The organism is Streptomyces sp. NPDC045968, assembly GCF_056430475.1.
Genome location: NZ_JBWKLF010000006.1, coordinates 402,274 through 419,117 on the forward strand (window position 1 = coordinate 402,274; position 16,844 = coordinate 419,117).

Annotated in this window: 12 protein-coding genes; 3 read left to right on the forward strand and 9 right to left on the reverse strand. The window is 69.4% G+C overall.

What is annotated here, in order from left to right; translation table 11 throughout:
• Nucleotides 1-165 precede the first annotated feature (165 nt).
• The 4 genes from AC07FA_RS20090 to AC07FA_RS20105 form a co-directional block, all read right to left on the reverse strand.
• Entirely contained in the window at nucleotides 166-2,043 is a 1,878-nt protein-coding gene (locus AC07FA_RS20090; RefSeq protein ID WP_479077102.1) for a DUF4153 domain-containing protein, read from the reverse strand.
• A 195-nt stretch (nucleotides 2,044-2,238) separates the two neighbouring features.
• On the reverse strand, nucleotides 2,239-3,147 hold the full coding sequence (locus AC07FA_RS20095; RefSeq protein ID WP_479077104.1) for an ADP-ribosylglycohydrolase family protein: 909 nt from the start codon (nucleotides 3,145-3,147) through the stop codon (nucleotides 2,239-2,241).
• Between the two features lie 12 nt (nucleotides 3,148-3,159).
• Nucleotides 3,160-3,819: a histidine phosphatase family protein gene (locus tag AC07FA_RS20100; protein ID WP_479077106.1), complete on the reverse strand. Its 660-nt coding sequence runs from the start codon at nucleotides 3,817-3,819 to the stop codon at nucleotides 3,160-3,162.
• A 25-nt stretch (nucleotides 3,820-3,844) separates the two neighbouring features.
• Nucleotides 3,845-5,428, reverse strand: a complete 1,584-nt coding sequence (locus tag AC07FA_RS20105; protein ID WP_479077108.1) for an ABC-F family ATP-binding cassette domain-containing protein — start codon at nucleotides 5,426-5,428, stop codon at nucleotides 3,845-3,847.
• 190 nt (nucleotides 5,429-5,618) lie between these two features.
• On the opposite strand from AC07FA_RS20105, the gene AC07FA_RS20110 reads away from it, so the two are divergent.
• Complete coding sequence (locus tag AC07FA_RS20110; protein WP_479077110.1) at nucleotides 5,619-6,344, forward strand: TetR/AcrR family transcriptional regulator; 726 nt, start codon at nucleotides 5,619-5,621, stop codon at nucleotides 6,342-6,344.
• Between the two features lie 32 nt (nucleotides 6,345-6,376).
• Here AC07FA_RS20110 and AC07FA_RS20115 read toward each other — a convergent pair whose 3' ends face one another.
• Entirely contained in the window at nucleotides 6,377-6,982 is a 606-nt protein-coding gene (locus AC07FA_RS20115; RefSeq protein WP_479077111.1) for a YdbC family protein, read from the reverse strand.
• 272 nt (nucleotides 6,983-7,254) lie between these two features.
• Between AC07FA_RS20115 and AC07FA_RS20120 the strand changes: the two genes are divergently transcribed.
• Nucleotides 7,255-7,791, forward strand: a complete 537-nt coding sequence (locus tag AC07FA_RS20120) for a TerD family protein (protein WP_479077113.1) — start codon at nucleotides 7,255-7,257, stop codon at nucleotides 7,789-7,791.
• 120 nt (nucleotides 7,792-7,911) lie between these two features.
• On the opposite strand, the gene AC07FA_RS20125 is transcribed toward AC07FA_RS20120, so the two are convergent.
• Both AC07FA_RS20125 and nrdR read right to left on the reverse strand, forming a co-directional pair.
• Nucleotides 7,912-10,818 carry a vitamin B12-dependent ribonucleotide reductase gene (locus AC07FA_RS20125; RefSeq protein ID WP_479077114.1) on the reverse strand — a complete coding sequence of 969 codons (2,907 nt, stop codon included), beginning with the start codon at nucleotides 10,816-10,818 and terminating at the stop codon, nucleotides 7,912-7,914.
• A 159-nt stretch (nucleotides 10,819-10,977) separates the two neighbouring features.
• Nucleotides 10,978-11,484 (reverse strand): transcriptional regulator NrdR, encoded by a 507-nt coding sequence (gene nrdR / locus AC07FA_RS20130; RefSeq protein WP_479077115.1) that lies wholly within the window; start codon nucleotides 11,482-11,484, stop codon nucleotides 10,978-10,980.
• Nucleotides 11,485-11,983: 499 nt separating this feature from the next.
• Between nrdR and lexA the strand changes: the two genes are divergently transcribed.
• Entirely contained in the window at nucleotides 11,984-12,781 is a 798-nt protein-coding gene (gene lexA / locus AC07FA_RS20135) for a transcriptional repressor LexA (RefSeq protein ID WP_328906237.1), read from the forward strand.
• Between the two features lie 140 nt (nucleotides 12,782-12,921).
• On the opposite strand, the gene AC07FA_RS20140 is transcribed toward lexA, so the two are convergent.
• On the reverse strand, nucleotides 12,922-14,892 hold the full coding sequence (locus AC07FA_RS20140; RefSeq protein WP_479077117.1) for an ATP-dependent DNA helicase: 1,971 nt from the start codon (nucleotides 14,890-14,892) through the stop codon (nucleotides 12,922-12,924).
• Nucleotides 14,893-14,930: 38 nt separating this feature from the next.
• On the reverse strand, nucleotides 14,931-16,796 hold the full coding sequence (locus AC07FA_RS20145) for an IucA/IucC family protein (RefSeq protein ID WP_479077118.1): 1,866 nt from the start codon (nucleotides 16,794-16,796) through the stop codon (nucleotides 14,931-14,933).
• Nucleotides 16,797-16,844: the final 48 nt, after the last annotated feature.

Consider the following 16,844-nt stretch of genomic DNA (forward strand, 5'->3'; position numbering starts at 1 on the left):
CCTCTTCCCCCCCCCCCTCCCCCACCCCCCCCCCCCACCCCCCCCCCCCCCCCCCCCCCCCCCCCCCCCCCCCCCCCCCCCCCCCCCCCCCCCGCGCGGGAGCGATCAGGACGGGAGCGATCAGTACGGGAGCGATCAGTACGGGAGCGATCAGTACGGGAGCGATCAGTACGGGTCATAGGGATCGTAGAACTCCCCGTCGACGCCGTCCCGTTCGCTGCCCGTTCCGTACCGGCCCGACCTGTCGCAGGCGTGGGCCCGTTCCAGCGCGCTGCGCTCCGCCAGGATGTCCCGGGCCCGCGATACGCCCCAACTGGTCGCGTACCACGGCTCGTCCGCGTCATCGAGATCGCGTTCGATCCTCCCCAGCGCGCAGGAGCGCAGCGGTTCCGGCAGTTTGTCCAGAGCCGGCACGGCGTCGGCCGAGAGCGTCCTGAGGTAGTCGATGTCGATGGACTCGTCGTTCTCGTACCGCTGAACGTTCTGCTCCGCGATCATCCCGTCGGGCGAGACCAGCCCGAACGCGAGCACGCCCACGGCGGCACTCACGGCAACGGCGCGCGGCAGCAGCCGCGCACCGAACACACCCGCGGCGATGATCAGGACGAGCACCACGCCCAGCCAGAGTTCCATGGCCGCGACCGAGATCCGCAGCCTGGTCAGGCCGTACGCATCGACATACAGGTCCATGCGGCGCAGCGCCGATGCGACGACCACGAGAGTGAGTACGCACAGGGCGCCGAGCACTCCGCGTACCAGCGTCCGGTCACGGGCCCCGCCGCGCGGCGCCCAGCGCAGGGCGAGGGCGATCACGAGCAGCGTGAGCAGCGTGGCCCACAGCAGTTGCCAGAAGCCCTGGCGCGCGTACTCCGCGTAGGACAGGCCGGTCTCTTCCAGCACCTTGTCGTACCCGCCGAACAGAACGGCGAGCTGGAGCGCGATGAACGCGGCGAAGAGCAGGTTGAGGACGATCAGCGGAAGGGCCCACTCCACCCTTCCGCGGGCCGGACCGGGCCGGACGGTGACCTCGTCCCACCGGGCCGGAGCCGCAGCGGTGTACGCGGCGGCCAGCGCACCGACGAGCCCCAGCAGGAACAGGAAGAAGCGCCACGGGCCCTCCCCGACCGACACATCGGGGGTGAGGTTGCCCAGCAGATCGGCGAAGGCCGCGTCGGCTCCGGCGAAGAGCGTGCCGAACACGATGAGCAGCACCAGGGCCACCCCTGTCGTGCGGAGCACCGTGCCCCAACGGGCACGCGAGGCCTCCGCCTGGGACCGCAGCCCTCGCCATCCCCACCGCAGACCGGGAACGGCCGAGCCGGCCAGACCCAGCGAACCGAGGAAGATGCCCAGCCAGCTGCGACTGCCGTGCAGCGCCAGGGACCCCAGCGCGAGTGCGGAGACCATGGCGAGGAACGTCGGCCAGCCTGCGTCCCGGAGCGCCGGCACCACGAGCAGCGCCAGACCTCCGAGCGCCCAGGTGAGTGTCCAGGGGCGCGGCCGCCGGCCCACGTGGAGCGCGGCAAAGAAGGCGGCGAGGGCCGCGGGCACCGCGACGATCAGGAGGTTGGGGCCCAGGCCGTCACCCAGCAGGATGGCGCTGAGCAGCGCGGTGGCCAGGACGGACCAGAGCGTGCCGGCCGGTACGGGAATCGAGGGTGCAGGGTGCAGTCGGCCCTGGGCGACCGGGGTGCGTACACCGTGCTGCCACGGGTTCGCCTGCTGCCGCTGTCCCGGCACCGGGCCGACGGGCTCCGTACTCCCGGGCACGTGCGCCGCGCCGGTGCCGACCGTCACGGCGCCGGTCGCGTCCGCCACCGCACCGGTCTTCTCCGTCCCTGCGCGCGCCCTCGCGGAGCCGGCCGCGGAAGACGCGGTTCCCTCGGCAACCGCGTGCGCATCCGGTGCGTGAGCCCCGGACCCGCCGCCTTCGGGCACCGAGCTCGCCTCGGGCGACTCGGCCCGTCCGGGTGACGTGGACGTATCGGGTCGGTGCGACGGCTCGGACGGTCGACGCGACGCCTCGGACGGTTGATCGGACATGGGACCCCTCCCCCACCGGGCCCGCTCGCACGGCCAGGAGGCGGCGCGATCGCCCCGGCGTCTCGTTCGGCGCATGCCACTACAAGATCAACGAGTGGCGGCGTGGCCGAAAGAGTATTCCCCTCGCGGTCTCTCCAGCAGCCCTGGACCGGGCTGTGGCAGGACCGTGACAGTGGACTCGGCCGGGGCGAGTCGTCAGCCGCGCGCCACGGCGAGCCAGTGCGGCGGCTCTTCCGTGTGTGCCAGCCAGTCGGCGGGCGGCGCCCCTTCCGGGCCCGCTGCGACCACGCCACCGACGATGGCGCAGGTCGTGTCGACATCGCCACCGGCCTGGGCCGTCACCCAGAACGCCTGCTCGAAGTCCCCGAGGCTCCGTGCCGCCGACCACAGGGCGAACGGCACGGTGTCGTGCGCGCTCGTACGGCGCCCGTTTCCGAGAACGGCCGCCACGGTCCCCGCGTCCCGGTAGTCGAGCATGTCCCGTGCCCGGCGGAGCCCCGCGCCGACCGCGCTGCGCGGTACGAGGGCGATGACACCGTCGAGAAGATCACTCGGCGCCGGCGGGCCTCCGGGCGCGGCAGCGAGCGACGCGGCAGCGGCGACCGCCATCGCACCGACCACTGCCTCACGGTGCTGGTGCGTCGTGTACGAGGAGATCTCGGCCTGGTGCACGGCCTGCTCCGGGTCGTCCGCGTACCAGGCACCGAGCGGGGCGATACGCATCGCCGAGCCGTTGCCCCAGGAGCCCTGACCCTTGAAGAGCGCGGACGCCAGCTCGCGCCAGTCGCCGCCCTCCCGGACCAGTCTGAGCAGCCGGTTCACCGCGGGGCCGTAGCCCCGGTCGAAATCGTGGTGCTCGGCGAAGGAGTGAGCGAGCGCGTCCTGGTCGATTCGGCCGTGCGCGGCGAGCACGGCGAGTACGGAGGAAGCCATCTCGGTGTCATCGGTCCACTGCCAGGGACCGGGCGGCAGAGCGCGCCGTTTGAGCAGCGGATAGTTGACAGGGACAAAGAACTGGGAGCCCAGGGCGTCTCCCACGGACAGCCCACGCAGGCTGGCCAGTGCGCGTTCGAAGCGCCGGTCGGAAGCAGAATCAGCGGTCATCGCTCTGCCACTCTATCCGGTGATGCCGTACGGCTCCGGAGTGCGCCAGCGCTCGAACGGCCGGTCAAGCGCGTATCGGCCGTTCTCACCCAGCACCAGTGACCGTGTCTCCGCGTTGCCGGGGTTGGACAGCGACTCGAATTCCGCCACGGACCAGTGGAACCAGCGCATGCAGAACAGCCGCATGGTCAGACCGTGCGTGACCAGCAGGACGTTCTCCGGATGGCCGGGGTCCTCGAAACTCCGGTACAGACTCTCCAGGAACGCTCCGACCTGGTCGTACACATCGGCCCCGGACTCGCCCTGGGCGAAGCGGTAGAAGAAGTGGCCGTACGCGTCGCGGTACGCCTTCTGCAGACGTACGTCCTCTCGGTCCTGCCAGTTCCCCCAGTCCTGCTCACGCAGTCTGGGCTCTTCCCGCACCCGCACCTTGTCCAGGTCGAGACCGAAGGATCTGAACGTTTCGTGTGTCCGACGGTAGGGCGAGACATACACGCTGACCCGCTGCCCCTCGAACAGTTCACGCAGCCGCACCCCCGTCTCCCTGGCCTGCCGCAGTCCGTTCGCCGTGAGTCTCAGCGCGTGGTCCGGCTCCCGCTCGTACACCGTGTCGTCTGCGTTGCCTTCGGACTCGCCGTGCCGGACAAGGACAATGCGCTGCGGTCGTGCCATGCCACGACCCTAGGCCCAGGTCGCCTCAATCGAGCAGTTGTCCGGACTCCATCCGGCGTATGTGACCGACGAAACGGCGTCGAAGGAGCCGGTCGTGGGAGACCACGACGAGCGCACCCGGCCAGTGGGACAGCGCCTCCTCCAGCTCCTGGACCAGGCCGAGGGCCAGGTGGTTGGCGGGCTCGTCGAGAAGCAGCAGGTCCGCCGGCCGGGCCAGCAGGCGGGCCAGCGCCAGCCGGCGACGCTGGCCGGCGGAGAGCGCGCCGACCGGCACATGGAGGTCCTGGGGACGGAACAGCCCGTACGACAGAAGCAGTTCCGCCTGCTCCTCCTCCGTGAGCGGAAGACCACGGCCGAAGGTCTCCAGAACCCGCTGGGCCGGGCGGTGCGCCGGGATCTCCTGGGCGAGATAGCCGATCCTGCCCCGCCGGATCACCGAACCCGCGTCCGGCTCGACGAGGCCCACCATGACGCGCAGCAGGGTCGACTTGCCCGCCCCGTTCCCCCCGTGGATCAGCAGTTTCTCCCCCGCCCCCACGGTCAGCTCGTCGACGGCGAGCCGGTCCCCGACCCTGACACCCGCCAGGGCAACCAGGTCCCCGTCCACCGCGCCCGCCTCGGGCCTGGCAGAAAAGCGCAGGGGGTCCGGAGGCCTCTCCACGGCCTCGTCCTGGAGCCGGCGCAGGCGTTCTTGGGCGTTGCGGACCCGTCCCGACACGGACGCCTGGACCCGGCTTCCCGCCCGGTCGTACGCCATCTTGTTGTTGTCCTTGATGGCTCGCCCGGGCGCTACGCCGTGGGCGGTGGTCGCGACGTAGTCCCGCAGTCGCGCGGCCTCCTCCGTCCACTGGGCGTACGCCTGCTCCCACCGGCTTCGTGCCGCTTTCCGCTCCGCCACGAATCCCGCGTATCCACCGCCGTACCGCACGATCGTCCTGCGGTCGGCGTCGACCTCCAGGACGGCCGAGGTCACCCGTTCCAGGAAGACCCTGTCGTGCGAGACCGCCACAACGGTGCCGGGATGGGAGAGCAGCGCTCCTTCCAGCCACTCCAGAGCCGCTTCGTCGAGATGATTGGTGGGCTCGTCCAGCAGCATCACCTCCGGAGCCGCCGCGATCAGGCACGCGATACCCAGTCGGGCCAGTTCGCCGCCCGAGAGACTTCCGAGGGTCCGTTCACGGCCTATGCGCGCCAGGCCCAGTCCGTGCATGGCCTTCTCGATCCGCGCATCCGCCTCGTACCCACCGCGCAGTTCGTAGGTGGTGCGGAGGTCCCCGTACCGAGCGAGACCTGCCTCATCGGCCGCGCCCAGGTCCGCCTCGGCCTCGCGCAGTCGGCGCTCCAGGTCACGCAGCTCGGAGAGAGCCGCGTCTATCGCGTCCCCCACGGTGCTGTCGGGCGGCAGCCGAGGCGTCTGCGCCAGCAGCTCCGCTCCCTTCTCGGCAACGGTGACCACCTCGCCGGTGTCCGGCGCTTCGAGACCGGCGAGGACGTGCAGCAGGGTGCTCTTCCCCGCGCCGTTCTCCCCGACGATGCCGATCCGCTCCCCCGGGCGCACGGTGAAGGAGACATCGTCGAGCAGGATTCGCTCCCCGCGGGTCACAGTCATGTCATGCACAGAGATCTGAGTGGGCAAGAGCACCTCCAGCGTCGGGCCGCCCAGGGCGGCCGCCGGGAGTCGGGCATCGTCAACAGTCGGCCAGGCATGCGAACCTGCCCCCGGCTGCAAATGCAGTCAGATTCGCATTAAGGCGAGTGTGGCACACTGGGAAGCCTTAACGCAACAGGAGTAGCAATTGATGGATGAACGGACCTCGTCACCGGCCGATCCGGACCCCGCCCCAGGCTCCCGCCGTCCGGGCGGCCGCACCGCCCGCACCCGGGCGGCCGTTCGCGACGCCGTCCTCACCGGACTGGCCGAGCACGGCTATCCGGGCCTGTCGATGGAGTACGTGGCGGAACGTTCGGGGGTGCACAAGACGACCCTCTACCGCCGCTGGGGCGGGCTCGAAGGGCTCGTCGTCGACGCGCTCGACCTGGCGGGCGAGGACGACTGGACGCCCCCCGACACCGGCTGCCTGCGGGACGACCTGCGCGCGCTCACCCGGGAGACGGCGGCCTCGTTCGCCGATCCGGCGGCGGCGGCCGCGCCGAGCGCGTTTATCGCGGCCGCGTTCCAGTCGGCGAAGGCGGCCGACGCGCTGCAGGCCTTCTACTCCGAACGGTTCCGGCGCTGCGAGTCCGTCGTCCGGCGGGCGGTCGAGCGCGGCGAGATCCCGCGGGCCACCGATGCGGGCGCACTCGTGCGGGCGGCCACCGCTCCGCTGTTCCTGCGCCTGTTCGTCACCCGCGAACCGATCGACGAAGCCCTCGCCGATCAGGCGGCGGACGGCGCCGTGGCAGCCGGCCTCGCCGGCGTGTTCACCCCCCGGCCGCCGGCCACACGGCCACCTGAAGCGTCACCGGCACCCCCGCAGCCGCCCAGCACCGCACCGTCCCCGGCCGAGTCCACCCCCGCCACCTGACCGAGAGCCGGAGCGCACAGCGCCTCAGCCGGTCACACCGTCCACAGCGGCTGGAGCTCCACCACGTCCCCGGCGAGCTCCGCGACATCCGTGTCCGTCTGCGCCCGGTCCGAGAGCCGTTCCACGCCCTGCGGCCGGTACTTGCCCCGCTCCGCACTCGACTGCCACATCGACAGCACCAGAAACTCGTGCCCCGGCGCTTCCCCGAACATCCCACGCAGCATTCCCGGTGATCCGGCCATCGCCGGATTCCACACCTGCCGCTGCATGAGCGCGAAATGCTCCACCCGGTCCTCATAGACCCGGCTGTGCGCCACCCTGACGACGTCGGCGTCCGTGAAGTGCGGCTCGAAACCGGTCTTCACGTCGAACCGGTACTCGAAGAGTTTCACCTGGATGTTCCGGTACATTCCGGACTGCGCCGTGGCCAGCCGGTCGTGCCCGCGCGCCATGAAGGAGTCGTAGAAGACGCGGTTCTCCCAGAACGCGAAGACATGAGCCACATCCGGACGCCCCCGGCTCCACCCTCCGCTCTGCCCCCTGAACCCCGGCTCACCCAGCAGCCCCGCCCACTTTCGCTGCCCCCGCTCGAATCCATGACGGTCCGTCACGTCGCAGCGAATCCACTTGACCAGCACCGCGCCATCGTACGGCGCCCGGCGTGGCGCCGGTCACGCTACGACGGACTGCCCCGGAGCAATCGTCACCGGCTTCTCCCGTGAGGGAGTCAGTCATCCAGCAGCCCCCGCGCCCGATCCCCGTTGAGCGCCGTACCCCGCATCGAGTGAGGCCGTCACGACCATGGCCCGATTGCGTCGCCAGATGCCAAGGCGGTTGGATTCACGGACAGTTACGGCCATGATCGGGCGGTGAGAGCGGTCCGCCGGCCCGGCGCGAGGAGGAAAGTCCGATGAGCACTCCCAACAAGGACATCGACAAGGTTGAGGTGAGGGTCAAATGGGACCCCAGCGCGGCGGGCGAGCCGGCCCATGACCTGGACATCATCGCCGCGACGTACACCACGGACGATCCGTACGGCCGCCCCGCCTATCTGGTGCACTTCGACAGCCGCTCACCGGACGGCACGATCACTCTCAACCGGGACAGCAGGACGGGCCAGGGCCTCGGGTTCGACGAGGTCATGACGTTCGAGCTGGGCCGGCTGGCCGCGACGTACGTCCGGGTGATCGTCGGCGTCGCCATCCAGCAGCGGGACGGCCGGAAGACCTTCGGGGAGATACAGCGCACCGGTATGCAGGTCCGCGAGGGATACACGAATCTCTCGGAGAACGATTTCTCGGGCGTCCCGACGGCCACTGCGGCGGTGATCGCGGAGTTCACCCGGGACAGCTCAGGTATCTGGGCGTTCCACCCGGAGGTGCGTGGATTCGATGGCGACCCCGATGAGTTCGCCGCGGTCATGGGAAGCCGCGCCTCGGGTTCCTGAGCGGCGGGCGCACCGCCCGGATGCCGCACCCTGGCCGCGAAACCGCTCGGGGCGGTGGCGCCGAATGATCGGCTCCACCGCCCCGGGCAGGTGCTTCACGCCCTGATCGGGCGTCCTGGATCAGCTGCAGCCGCTGGTCGAGCCGCAGCCCTCGCAGATGTAGCAGGAACCGGCGCGCTGCATCTTCGTACCGCAGGAGAAGCAGAGCGGCGCGTCCGCGCTGATGCCGAGCTGCATCTCGACCAGCTCGGCCGAGGTGTGCGCCGTCTTCGGAGCCGGCTTCTCAGCCGCCTCCTGCGGGGCCGCGACCGCCTTCAGCGGCTCCACCTGGAGCGGAGCGGACTGAGCGAGGCTCTCGGTGTCCAGGTCCTCGTCCTCGAACGACGGCTCGTACGAACCGGTGTCGAGGTGACGCTGACGCTCCTCGGCCGAGTGGATACCGAGCGCGGAACGCGTCTCGAACGGCAGGAAGTCCAGCGCCAGGCGGCGGAAGATGTAGTCGACGATCGACTGCGCCATCCGCACGTCCGGGTCGTCCGTCATACCGGCCGGCTCGAAGCGCATGTTGGTGAACTTCGAGACGTACGTCTCCAGCGGCACGCCGTACTGGAGACCGACCGAGACGGCGATCGAGAAGGCGTCCATCATGCCCGCGAGGGTCGAGCCCTGCTTGGACATCTTCAGGAAGACCTCACCCAGACCGTCGTCCGGGTAGGAGTTGGCGGTCATGTAACCCTCGGCGCCACCGACCGTGAAGGAGGTGGTGATGCCGGGCCGGCCCTTGGGCAGACGCTTGCGGACCGGGCGGTACTCGACGACCTTCTCCACCGCGGTGCGGATGGTGTCCTCGGTCTTCGCGGTCACCTCGGCCTTCTTCTCCTCCCACTTCTTGGTGGAGAGGGGCTGGCCGACCTTGCAGTTGTCGCGGTAGATCGCGAGCGCCTTGACGCCCATCTTCCACGCCTCGAAGTAGACCTCTTCGACGTCCTCGACGGTGGCCGTCTCCGGCAGGTTCACCGTCTTGGAGAGCGCGCCGGAGATCCACGGCTGGATGGCCGCCATCATCCGGACGTGGCCCATCGCGGAGATGGAACGCTCGCCCATCGCGCAGTCGAAGACCTCGTAGTGCTCGGCCTTCAGGCCCGGGGCGCCGATCACGTTGCCGTTGTCGGCGATGTGGGCGACGATCGCCTCGATCTGCTCCGGCTGGTAGCCGAGGCGACGGAGCGCCTGCGGAACCGTGCCGTTGACGATCTGCATCGAGCCGCCGCCGACGAGCTTCTTGAACTTGACCAGGGCGAGGTCGGGCTCCAGGCCGGTGGTGTCGCAGGACATCGCGAGACCGATGGTGCCGGTCGGGGCGATGACCGACGCCTGGGCGTTACGGAAACCGTTCTTCGCTCCGAGCCGGATCACGTCCTGCCAGGCCTCCGTGGCGGCGGCCCAGATCGGCGAGTCCAGGTCGTCCACGTGCACGGCGGCGGCGTTGGCGTCGGAGTGCTGCTTCATGACGCGCTGGTGCGGCTCCGCGTTACGGGCGTAGCCGTCGTACGCGCCGACGACCGCGGCGAGCTCGGCGGAACGCTTGTACGAGGTGCCGGTCATCAGCGACGTGATGGCTCCGGCGAGCGCGCGGCCGCCGTCACTGTCATAGGCGTGGCCGGTCGCCATCAGCAGGGCGCCGAGGTTGGCGTAACCGATGCCCAGCTGACGGTAGGCGCGGGTGTTCTCGCCGATCTTCTGGGTCGGGAAGTCCGCGAAGCAGATCGAGATGTCCATCGCGGTGATGACCAGCTCGACGACCTGGGAGAAGCGCTCGGACTCGAAGGACTGGTGGCCCTCGCCGTCGTCCTTGAGGAACTTCATCAGGTTCAGCGAGGCCAGGTTGCACGAGGTGTTGTCCAGGTGCATGTACTCGCTGCAGGGGTTCGAGCCGTTGATCCGGCCGGACTCCGGGCAGGTGTGCCAGTGGTTGATGGTGTCGTCGTACTGGATGCCGGGGTCGGCACAGGCCCAGGCCGCTTCGGCCATCTTGCGGAAGAGCGACTTGGCGTCGACCTCCTCGATGACGTCACCGGTCATCCGGGCGCGCAGACCGAACTTCCCGCCGGTCTCCACGGCCTTCATGAACTCGTCGTTCACGCGGACCGAGTTGTTGGCGTTCTGGTACTGGACGGACGTGATGTCGTCGCCGCCCAGGTCCATGTCGAAGCCCGCGTCGCGCAGGGCGCGGATCTTCTCCTCCTCCTTGACCTTGGTCTCGATGAAGTTCTCGATGTCGGGGTGGTCGACGTCGAGAATGACCATCTTGGCCGCGCGGCGGGTCGCCCCACCGGACTTGATCGTTCCTGCGGACGCGTCGGCGCCACGCATGAAGGAGACCGGGCCGGAGGCGTTGCCGCCGGAGGAGAGCAGCTCCTTGGAGGAGCGGATACGGGAGAGGTTCAGGCCGGCACCGGAGCCGCCCTTGAAGATCATGCCCTCTTCCTTGTACCAGTCGAGGATCGACTCCATGGAGTCGTCGACGGCCAGGATGAAGCAGGCGGAGACCTGCTGCGGCTGAGGCGTTCCGACGTTGAACCAGACCGGCGAGTTGAAGCTGAAGATCTGGTGCAGGAGGGCATATGCCAGCTCGTGCTCGAAGATCTCGGCGTCAGCGGGAGAGGCGAAGTAGTTGTAGTCCTCACCGGCCTTCCGGTAGGTCTTCACGATCCGGTCGATGAGCTGTCGCAGACCGGTCTCGCGCTGCGGGGTACCGACGGCCCCGCGGAAGTACTTGCTGGTGACGATGTTGACCGCGTTCACCGACCAGAAGTCGGGGAACTCGACGCCACGCTGCTCGAAGTTGATCGAGCCGTCGCGCCAATTGGTCATGACGACGTCACGGCGCTCCCACGCCACCTCGTCGTACGGATGCACGCCGGGGGTGGTGTGAATGCGCTCGATACGCAGACCCTGCCGATTCGCAGTCGACTTGGTGCCCTTGGTGCGGGAACCTCGTGCCGGGCCGCTCGCCGTCTCTGTCATGCCGCCTCCCATATGTGGGCAAAAACGCCCTGAAGTACCCAGTTCTTCCCAGGGCACAGTGTGTGTCTGATGCTCCGGACGCCGCTGGCAGCGTCGGGAACAGGTCTTGGTATCGCTCTGCCGCCGACCGGCAGACCTCCGCCGGCCGGCCGGTGCCGATCAGTCGGCGGCGACGGCGGGCGCGGGGACCTCAAGGGTCTCGCCGCTCCCGCACGCGTGAGGCCGCTGCTCGCGGAGCTCCGCGATGGCTGCCTCGAAGTCTTCGAGTGAATTGAACGCCCGGTACACGGACGCGAACCGCAGGTACGCGACGAGGTCGAGTTCCTGCAGGGGGCCGAGTATGGCCAGACCCACGTCGTGGGTCGTCAGCTCGGCGCTGCCGGTGGCACGCACCGCCTCTTCGACACGCTGGCCGAGCTTGGCGAGCGCGTCCTCGGTGACGGGCCGCCCTTGGCACGCCTTGCGGACACCGGAAATGACCTTGGTACGGCTGAAGGGTTCCGTCACGCCGCTGCGCTTGACCACCATCAGCGAACAGGTCTCCACCGTGGTGAAACGGCGGGAGCAGTCGGGGCACTGGCGGCGCCGTCTGATCGACGTGCCGTCGTCGGTGGTGCGACTGTCGACGACCCTGCTGTCGGGGTGCCTGCAGAAGGGGCAGTGCATGGCTCCCAACCCTCCTTCACAGCACGACTGAATAGCCCCTCCAGGCCCGTCACGGGCCCTTCGGAGCAGGCTCAAGCATAGGCGATCGCCGCTCCCCGATGGACCAGGGACCACAACTTCTGGGCGACCGAGGCAATCCAACCACTAGATCTAGGGTTTCGCCGCACTTTCGGCCCTAGCGCGTGTCGCGCTTGCGGGCCGCCTGGGCGGTGCACAGCCAGGCACGAGGGTACGTGAAACCCACGGCTCCCCCGAGGCCGGGGCGCCGGGTGGCAGACTGACGTGGCACCCCCGGAAAAGGGCCCCCGCACGCACCTCCGGGAAGCACGGACGCTACCGTAATGGTCCGAATTGCCGGTCGCCCCGGAGGGCGCCCATACACCCCGCCATAAGCCCTCGGCGGGCCTTTATTTGTTTTTCACTCGAACGTGTGTTTGGCGCAACCTTTCGAAAGCTACTACCGTTGTCCAACTAGGGAGAACATTCGAGAGGGGCCGACGTGACCACCACCGCAGACAGTGCCACCATCACTGCCCAGGACCACCGCTCCCAGAGCCGACTTGAGCCGGTGCATGCAATGAATGACTCAGTCATGAACACGGAGGGGCAGGAGCCCGCGCGTCCCGCGCGCTCACTGCCCGGCCGCCCACCAGGAATCCGGGCGGACAGCTCCGGGCTCACGGACCGGCAGCGGCGGGTGATCGAGGTCATTCGTGATTCGGTCCAGCGCCGAGGGTACCCGCCCTCGATGCGGGAGATCGGCCAGGCGGTGGGGCTGTCCAGCACGTCGTCCGTCGCTCATCAGCTGATGGCCCTGGAGCGCAAGGGCTTCCTGCGTCGCGACCCCCACCGCCCTCGTGCGTACGAGGTCCGGGGCTCGGATCAGCCCAGCACCCAGCCGACCGATACGACGGGCAAGCCCGCCGCTTCGTACGTTCCACTGGTCGGCCGGATCGCCGCCGGTGGCCCGATCCTCGCCGAGGAATCCGTCGAGGACGTCTTCCCGCTTCCTCGCCAGCTGGTCGGCGACGGAGAGCTCTTCGTCCTCAAGGTCGTCGGCGACTCGATGATCGAGGCCGCGATCTGTGACGGCGACTGGGTCACGGTCCGGCGCCAGCCGGTCGCGGAGAACGGGGACATCGTGGCGGCCATGCTGGACGGCGAGGCCACGGTCAAGCGGTTCAAGCGCGAGGACGGCCATGTGTGGCTCCTCCCGCACAACTCCGCCTACCAGCCGATCCCCGGCGACGAGGCCACCATCCTCGGCAAGGTGGTGGCGGTGCTGCGGCGGGTCTGAAACCCGCCGAGTCGGACCGGGCCCCGGGATGCACTGCGCCGATCCCGGGGCCCTGCCATGTCTGCCGGACTGCCGTCTGCCGGAGAGGGCGACACTCCGCCCGCTGGGCCCCTTCCCTGCGGGCCGCCTCTCCGGGTCGGCTACCGCCCGTCGGCCTTGGCGGCGGCGTCGATGGCAGCGAGTGAGCGGCGCACCTGATTGCGGTCCGTGGTGTACCAGAAGTCGGGCAGGGAAGCGCGCAGGTAGCTTCCGTACCGCGCGTTGGCCAGCCGGGGGTCGAGCACCGCGACCACTCCCTTGTCGCCCGTGGCCCGTACGAGCCGGCCGGCGCCCTGAGCCATCAGCAGTGCGGCATGCGTCGCCGCGACGGCCATGAACCCGTTGCCACCTGCCTCCTCGACCGCCTTCTGGCGGGCGCTCATCAGCGGGTCGTCGGGGCGCGGGAACGGAATCCGGTCCATGATCACGAGCTGGCAGCTCGCTCCAGGAACGTCGACCCCCTGCCAGAGCGAGAGTGTGCCGAAGAGACAGGTCTCCGGGTCCGCGGCGAAGTTCTTGATCAGCTCGCCGAGCGTCTCCTCGCCCTGGAGGAGGATCGGCTTGCCGAGCCGGCCCCGCAGCTCCTCGGCTGCGGCCTGAGCCGCCCGCATGGACGAGAACAGCCCCAGGGTCCGGCCACCTGCCGCCTCGATCAGCTCGGCGAGCTCGTCCAGCATGTCGGTACGAGAGCCCTCCCGCCCCGGCGTGGCCAGATGGCGGGCGACATAGAGGATGCCCTGCTTCGGATAGTCGAAGGGGGAACCGACGTCGAGACCCTTCCACTGCGGGATGTCATCACCCGCGGTGCCTTCCGGGGCAAGCCCCAAGGAAGCTCCGACCCCGTTGAAATCCCCGCCGAGTTTCAGCGTCGCCGAGGTCAGGACGACAGAACGCTCCGCGAAGAGCTTCTCGCGCAGCAGGCCCGAGACGGAAAGCGGGGCGACCCGCACGGAGGCACCGAAACGGTCGTGCCGCTCGTACCAGACGACGTCGTACTCGGAGCCCTGGGTGATGCGCTCGGCCACACCATGAATGCTCTCGACCGACGCCATGGCCTGCTTACGGACCACGTCCTCGTCCTGGACGGACTTGTCCCGGGTGGAACCCAGCGCGGAGATCACCGTACGCGCGGCGTCCCGCAGCGCCATCAGTGCGTAACCCAGGTCTTCGGGGACTTCCTCCAGACGCCCCGGAAGCGCCAGCTCCATGACTCTCTCGAAGCCTTCGGACGCGGTCAGGAGCGCGTCGGCCGCCTTCTCGTTGACGAGCTTGGCCGCACGGCGCACCGCACGGTTCACCTGGCCGGGGGTGAGCTCCCCCGTGGCCACACCCGTCACCCGGGAGACCAGCTCATGGGCCTCGTCGACGATCAGCACCTCGTGCTGCGGGAGCACCGGGGCGCCCTCGATGGCGTCGATGGCGAGCAGGGCGTGGTTGGTGACGACCACATCGGCGAGTTTGGCCCGCTCACGGGCCATCTCGGCGAAGCACTCGGCGCCGTACGCGCACTTCGTCGCTCCGATGCACTCACGGGAGGAGACGGAGATCTGTGCCCACGCCCGGTCCGAAACACCGGGCGTGAGGTCGTCCCGGTCCCCGGTCTCCGTCTCATCCGCCCAGTCGCGCATGCGCAGCAGGTCCTGGCCCAGCTTGCTGGAGGGTGCCGCCGCCTCGAACTGGTCGAAAAGACCGTCTTCCTCTTCCTGCGGCACTCCCTCGTGGAGCCGGTGGAGACAGAGGTAGTTCGACCGCCCCTTGAGCATGGCGTACTGGGGGCGGCGGCGCAGTATCGGATGCAGCGCGTCCACCGTACGCGGAAGGTCCCGCTCCACGAGCTGCCTTTGGAGCGCGAGGGTCGCCGTGGCCACCACGACGCGCTCCCCGTGCGCCAGCGCGGGCACCAGATAGCCGAGGGACTTGCCGGTGCCGGTACCGGCCTGGACCAGCAGATGGGATTGGTCGTCGACAGCCTCGGCAACGGCCTCGGCCATGGTGACCTGGCCAGGCCGTTCCGTACCGCCGACGGCGGTGACGGCGGCGTGGAGGAGTTCGGTGAGGGATGGCTTCGTCATAGCCCGACCACCCTACGGCGCGGCACTGACAACGGCGGTCACTCCTGGACTCGGGCGAGGGGATGGAGGGGGTTGGGAACGGTGCCGTGGACGGCGGCGTGCGGTCTCTGCGGCCGGTCCCGGTAGCCGTCCAGATGCAGGCGGTTGCGGTTGAGGCAGAGGCGCTCGATACGCGGGGTCAGCAGGTCGAACATCTCGAACCGGTCCTTGAGCTCGGGGAACCGGACGTGATGGCGGACGATTTCCGCCCGGACAAGTGACCAGAATTCACCCTCCGGAACTCCCAGCTGCTCCTCGCACAAAGGGGAGAGATAGCGGAAGACACCGACGAAGAGTCCGGAGTGGATGAACTGGGTGAGAAAGGAGGGGTTCTCCGTAAGGAGAATACGGCGCACGTCCTCCGGCATGCTGTCGTGCTCGGGGAGGGGCCGGGCGCTGATGTTCACATCGTCGACGAAGTCCTTGATCGCGAGGCGTACCGGGACGTCCTGGTCGTCGAAGACGACGATGGTGTTCTCACCGTGCGGGGAGAAGACCGTGCCGTAGCGGTAGAGGAAGTGCAGGAGCGGCGGGAGCAGCGCCGAGAAGAGCCGTGTCAGCCATGCGGTGGGTGTCAGCCCCGACCGGGTGACCAGCTCGGCCACGAACGCACGGCCCTGCGGGTCGGTGTGCAGCAGGGAGGCCAGCGTGCGGGCCCGCTCACCGGGAGCGAGCCGGGGGTGCAGGGGCTCCCGCCAGATCGCGCCGAGTATCTCCTTGAACTGGTACGGCGTCTCCGGGAGACGGTCGTAGAGGGGGTGCTCGACGGCGACGGAGGCGACCTCCCCGAGGAGGATCACGCCGCAGTCCCGGAGAAACGGGTCGGAGTCGCACCGTTCCTGGACCCACGCCGTGACGGCAGGTGCTGCGAGCGTGCGCTCGGTGGGGAGACCGCGCCAGACGAGGGTGTTGAGGATGGACAGCGGCAGCTTGACGGTGTGCCGGTCCTTCCGTGCGACGTTGGTGAAGGTACGGATGGACTGCTGCGGCAGCCGGAGGTCGTCGTCGGCGTGCAGGGGCACGATGTCACCGTCCGCGATCGCCGGGGCGAAGTGCGGCACGATCCACTCGTCCCACTGCCAGGGGTGTACCGGAAGTAACAGGTAGTCCCCGGGGTCGAGACCTCGGGCGAGCAGGGTGGCGTCGAAGGACGCGCGGACGGATGGGTCCAGTTCCTGGGCGTAGAGGTGTTCGGGGTCGGCGAGGTGGGGAACCGCTCGGTAGCCGGCGATGCGGGTACGGACAGCGATCCAGGGCAGCCGGACCGCCCGGCGGGCTTCGGGAGCGAAGCGGGCCATGTCTTCGGAGGAGAATCCGAGACGCCCTTTGTTGGCGACGAGCCAGGGATGGCCTGTCTGATGGCCCTCGAGTTCGGCGTAGTCGAGCTCCGCCAGACGAGCCGCGTCGAGGGCGGTGTGATCGAGTCTGGCATCGGCGGTGAGCGTGGTGGTGATCTCGCGGATGAGGTGGCCCAGGGTGGCGCCGTCGATGTCCAGGAGGCGGTGGGCGCGGGCGAGGAACTGGAGTGGGTCGCGGAAGGGCCGTGACGCATCGCTCTTCGCGCCGTGTTCGGCGTTGATTTCGGCGATCGATCCGGCGTCGACGCGCCAACTGCCGTACACACCGCGCCGGGCCCGGAAGCGCAGTGTCGCGCCGTCGTCGAGCGGGAGGGAGTAGAGGTCCCCCGCCTCCGCCCCAGTCTCGCCCAGCGCGGCGGGCTCGATGACCTCCTCGTAGGCGAACTCGCCGAGCATCTTCGCCAGCAGCCGGGCCGCCGCCCGGTCCCAGCCCGCCCGGTTCAGTTCCGGAGTGCTGCGCGGCGCATGGGGCTCCGCCGGGTCATTGCTCGCAGGATATTTCGGCACGGGGACTCCTCCGGGTGGAACCGATGGGGTTCGAGCGGTGTACGCAAG

Excerpts from the sequence above, each read along its gene's own strand:
- AC07FA_RS20105 (WP_479077108.1), bottom strand. The coding sequence starts at position 5,428 with ATGACTGTGACCCGCGGGGAGCGAATCCTGCTCGACGATGTCTCCTTC.
- AC07FA_RS20090 (WP_479077102.1), bottom strand. The coding sequence starts at position 2,043 with ATGTCCGATCAACCGTCCGAGGCGTCGCGTCGACCGTCCGAGCCGTCG.
- AC07FA_RS20100 (WP_479077106.1), bottom strand. The coding sequence starts at position 3,819 with ATGGCACGACCGCAGCGCATTGTCCTTGTCCGGCACGGCGAGTCCGAA.
- AC07FA_RS20125 (WP_479077114.1), bottom strand. The coding sequence starts at position 10,818 with ATGACAGAGACGGCGAGCGGCCCGGCACGAGGTTCCCGCACCAAGGGC.
- AC07FA_RS20095 (WP_479077104.1), bottom strand. The coding sequence starts at position 3,147 with ATGACCGCTGATTCTGCTTCCGACCGGCGCTTCGAACGCGCACTGGCC.
- AC07FA_RS20120 (WP_479077113.1), top strand. The coding sequence starts at position 7,255 with ATGAGCACTCCCAACAAGGACATCGACAAGGTTGAGGTGAGGGTCAAA.
- AC07FA_RS20140 (WP_479077117.1), bottom strand. The coding sequence starts at position 14,892 with ATGACGAAGCCATCCCTCACCGAACTCCTCCACGCCGCCGTCACCGCC.
- AC07FA_RS20110 (WP_479077110.1), top strand. The coding sequence starts at position 5,619 with ATGGATGAACGGACCTCGTCACCGGCCGATCCGGACCCCGCCCCAGGC.
- nrdR (WP_479077115.1), bottom strand. The coding sequence starts at position 11,484 with ATGCACTGCCCCTTCTGCAGGCACCCCGACAGCAGGGTCGTCGACAGT.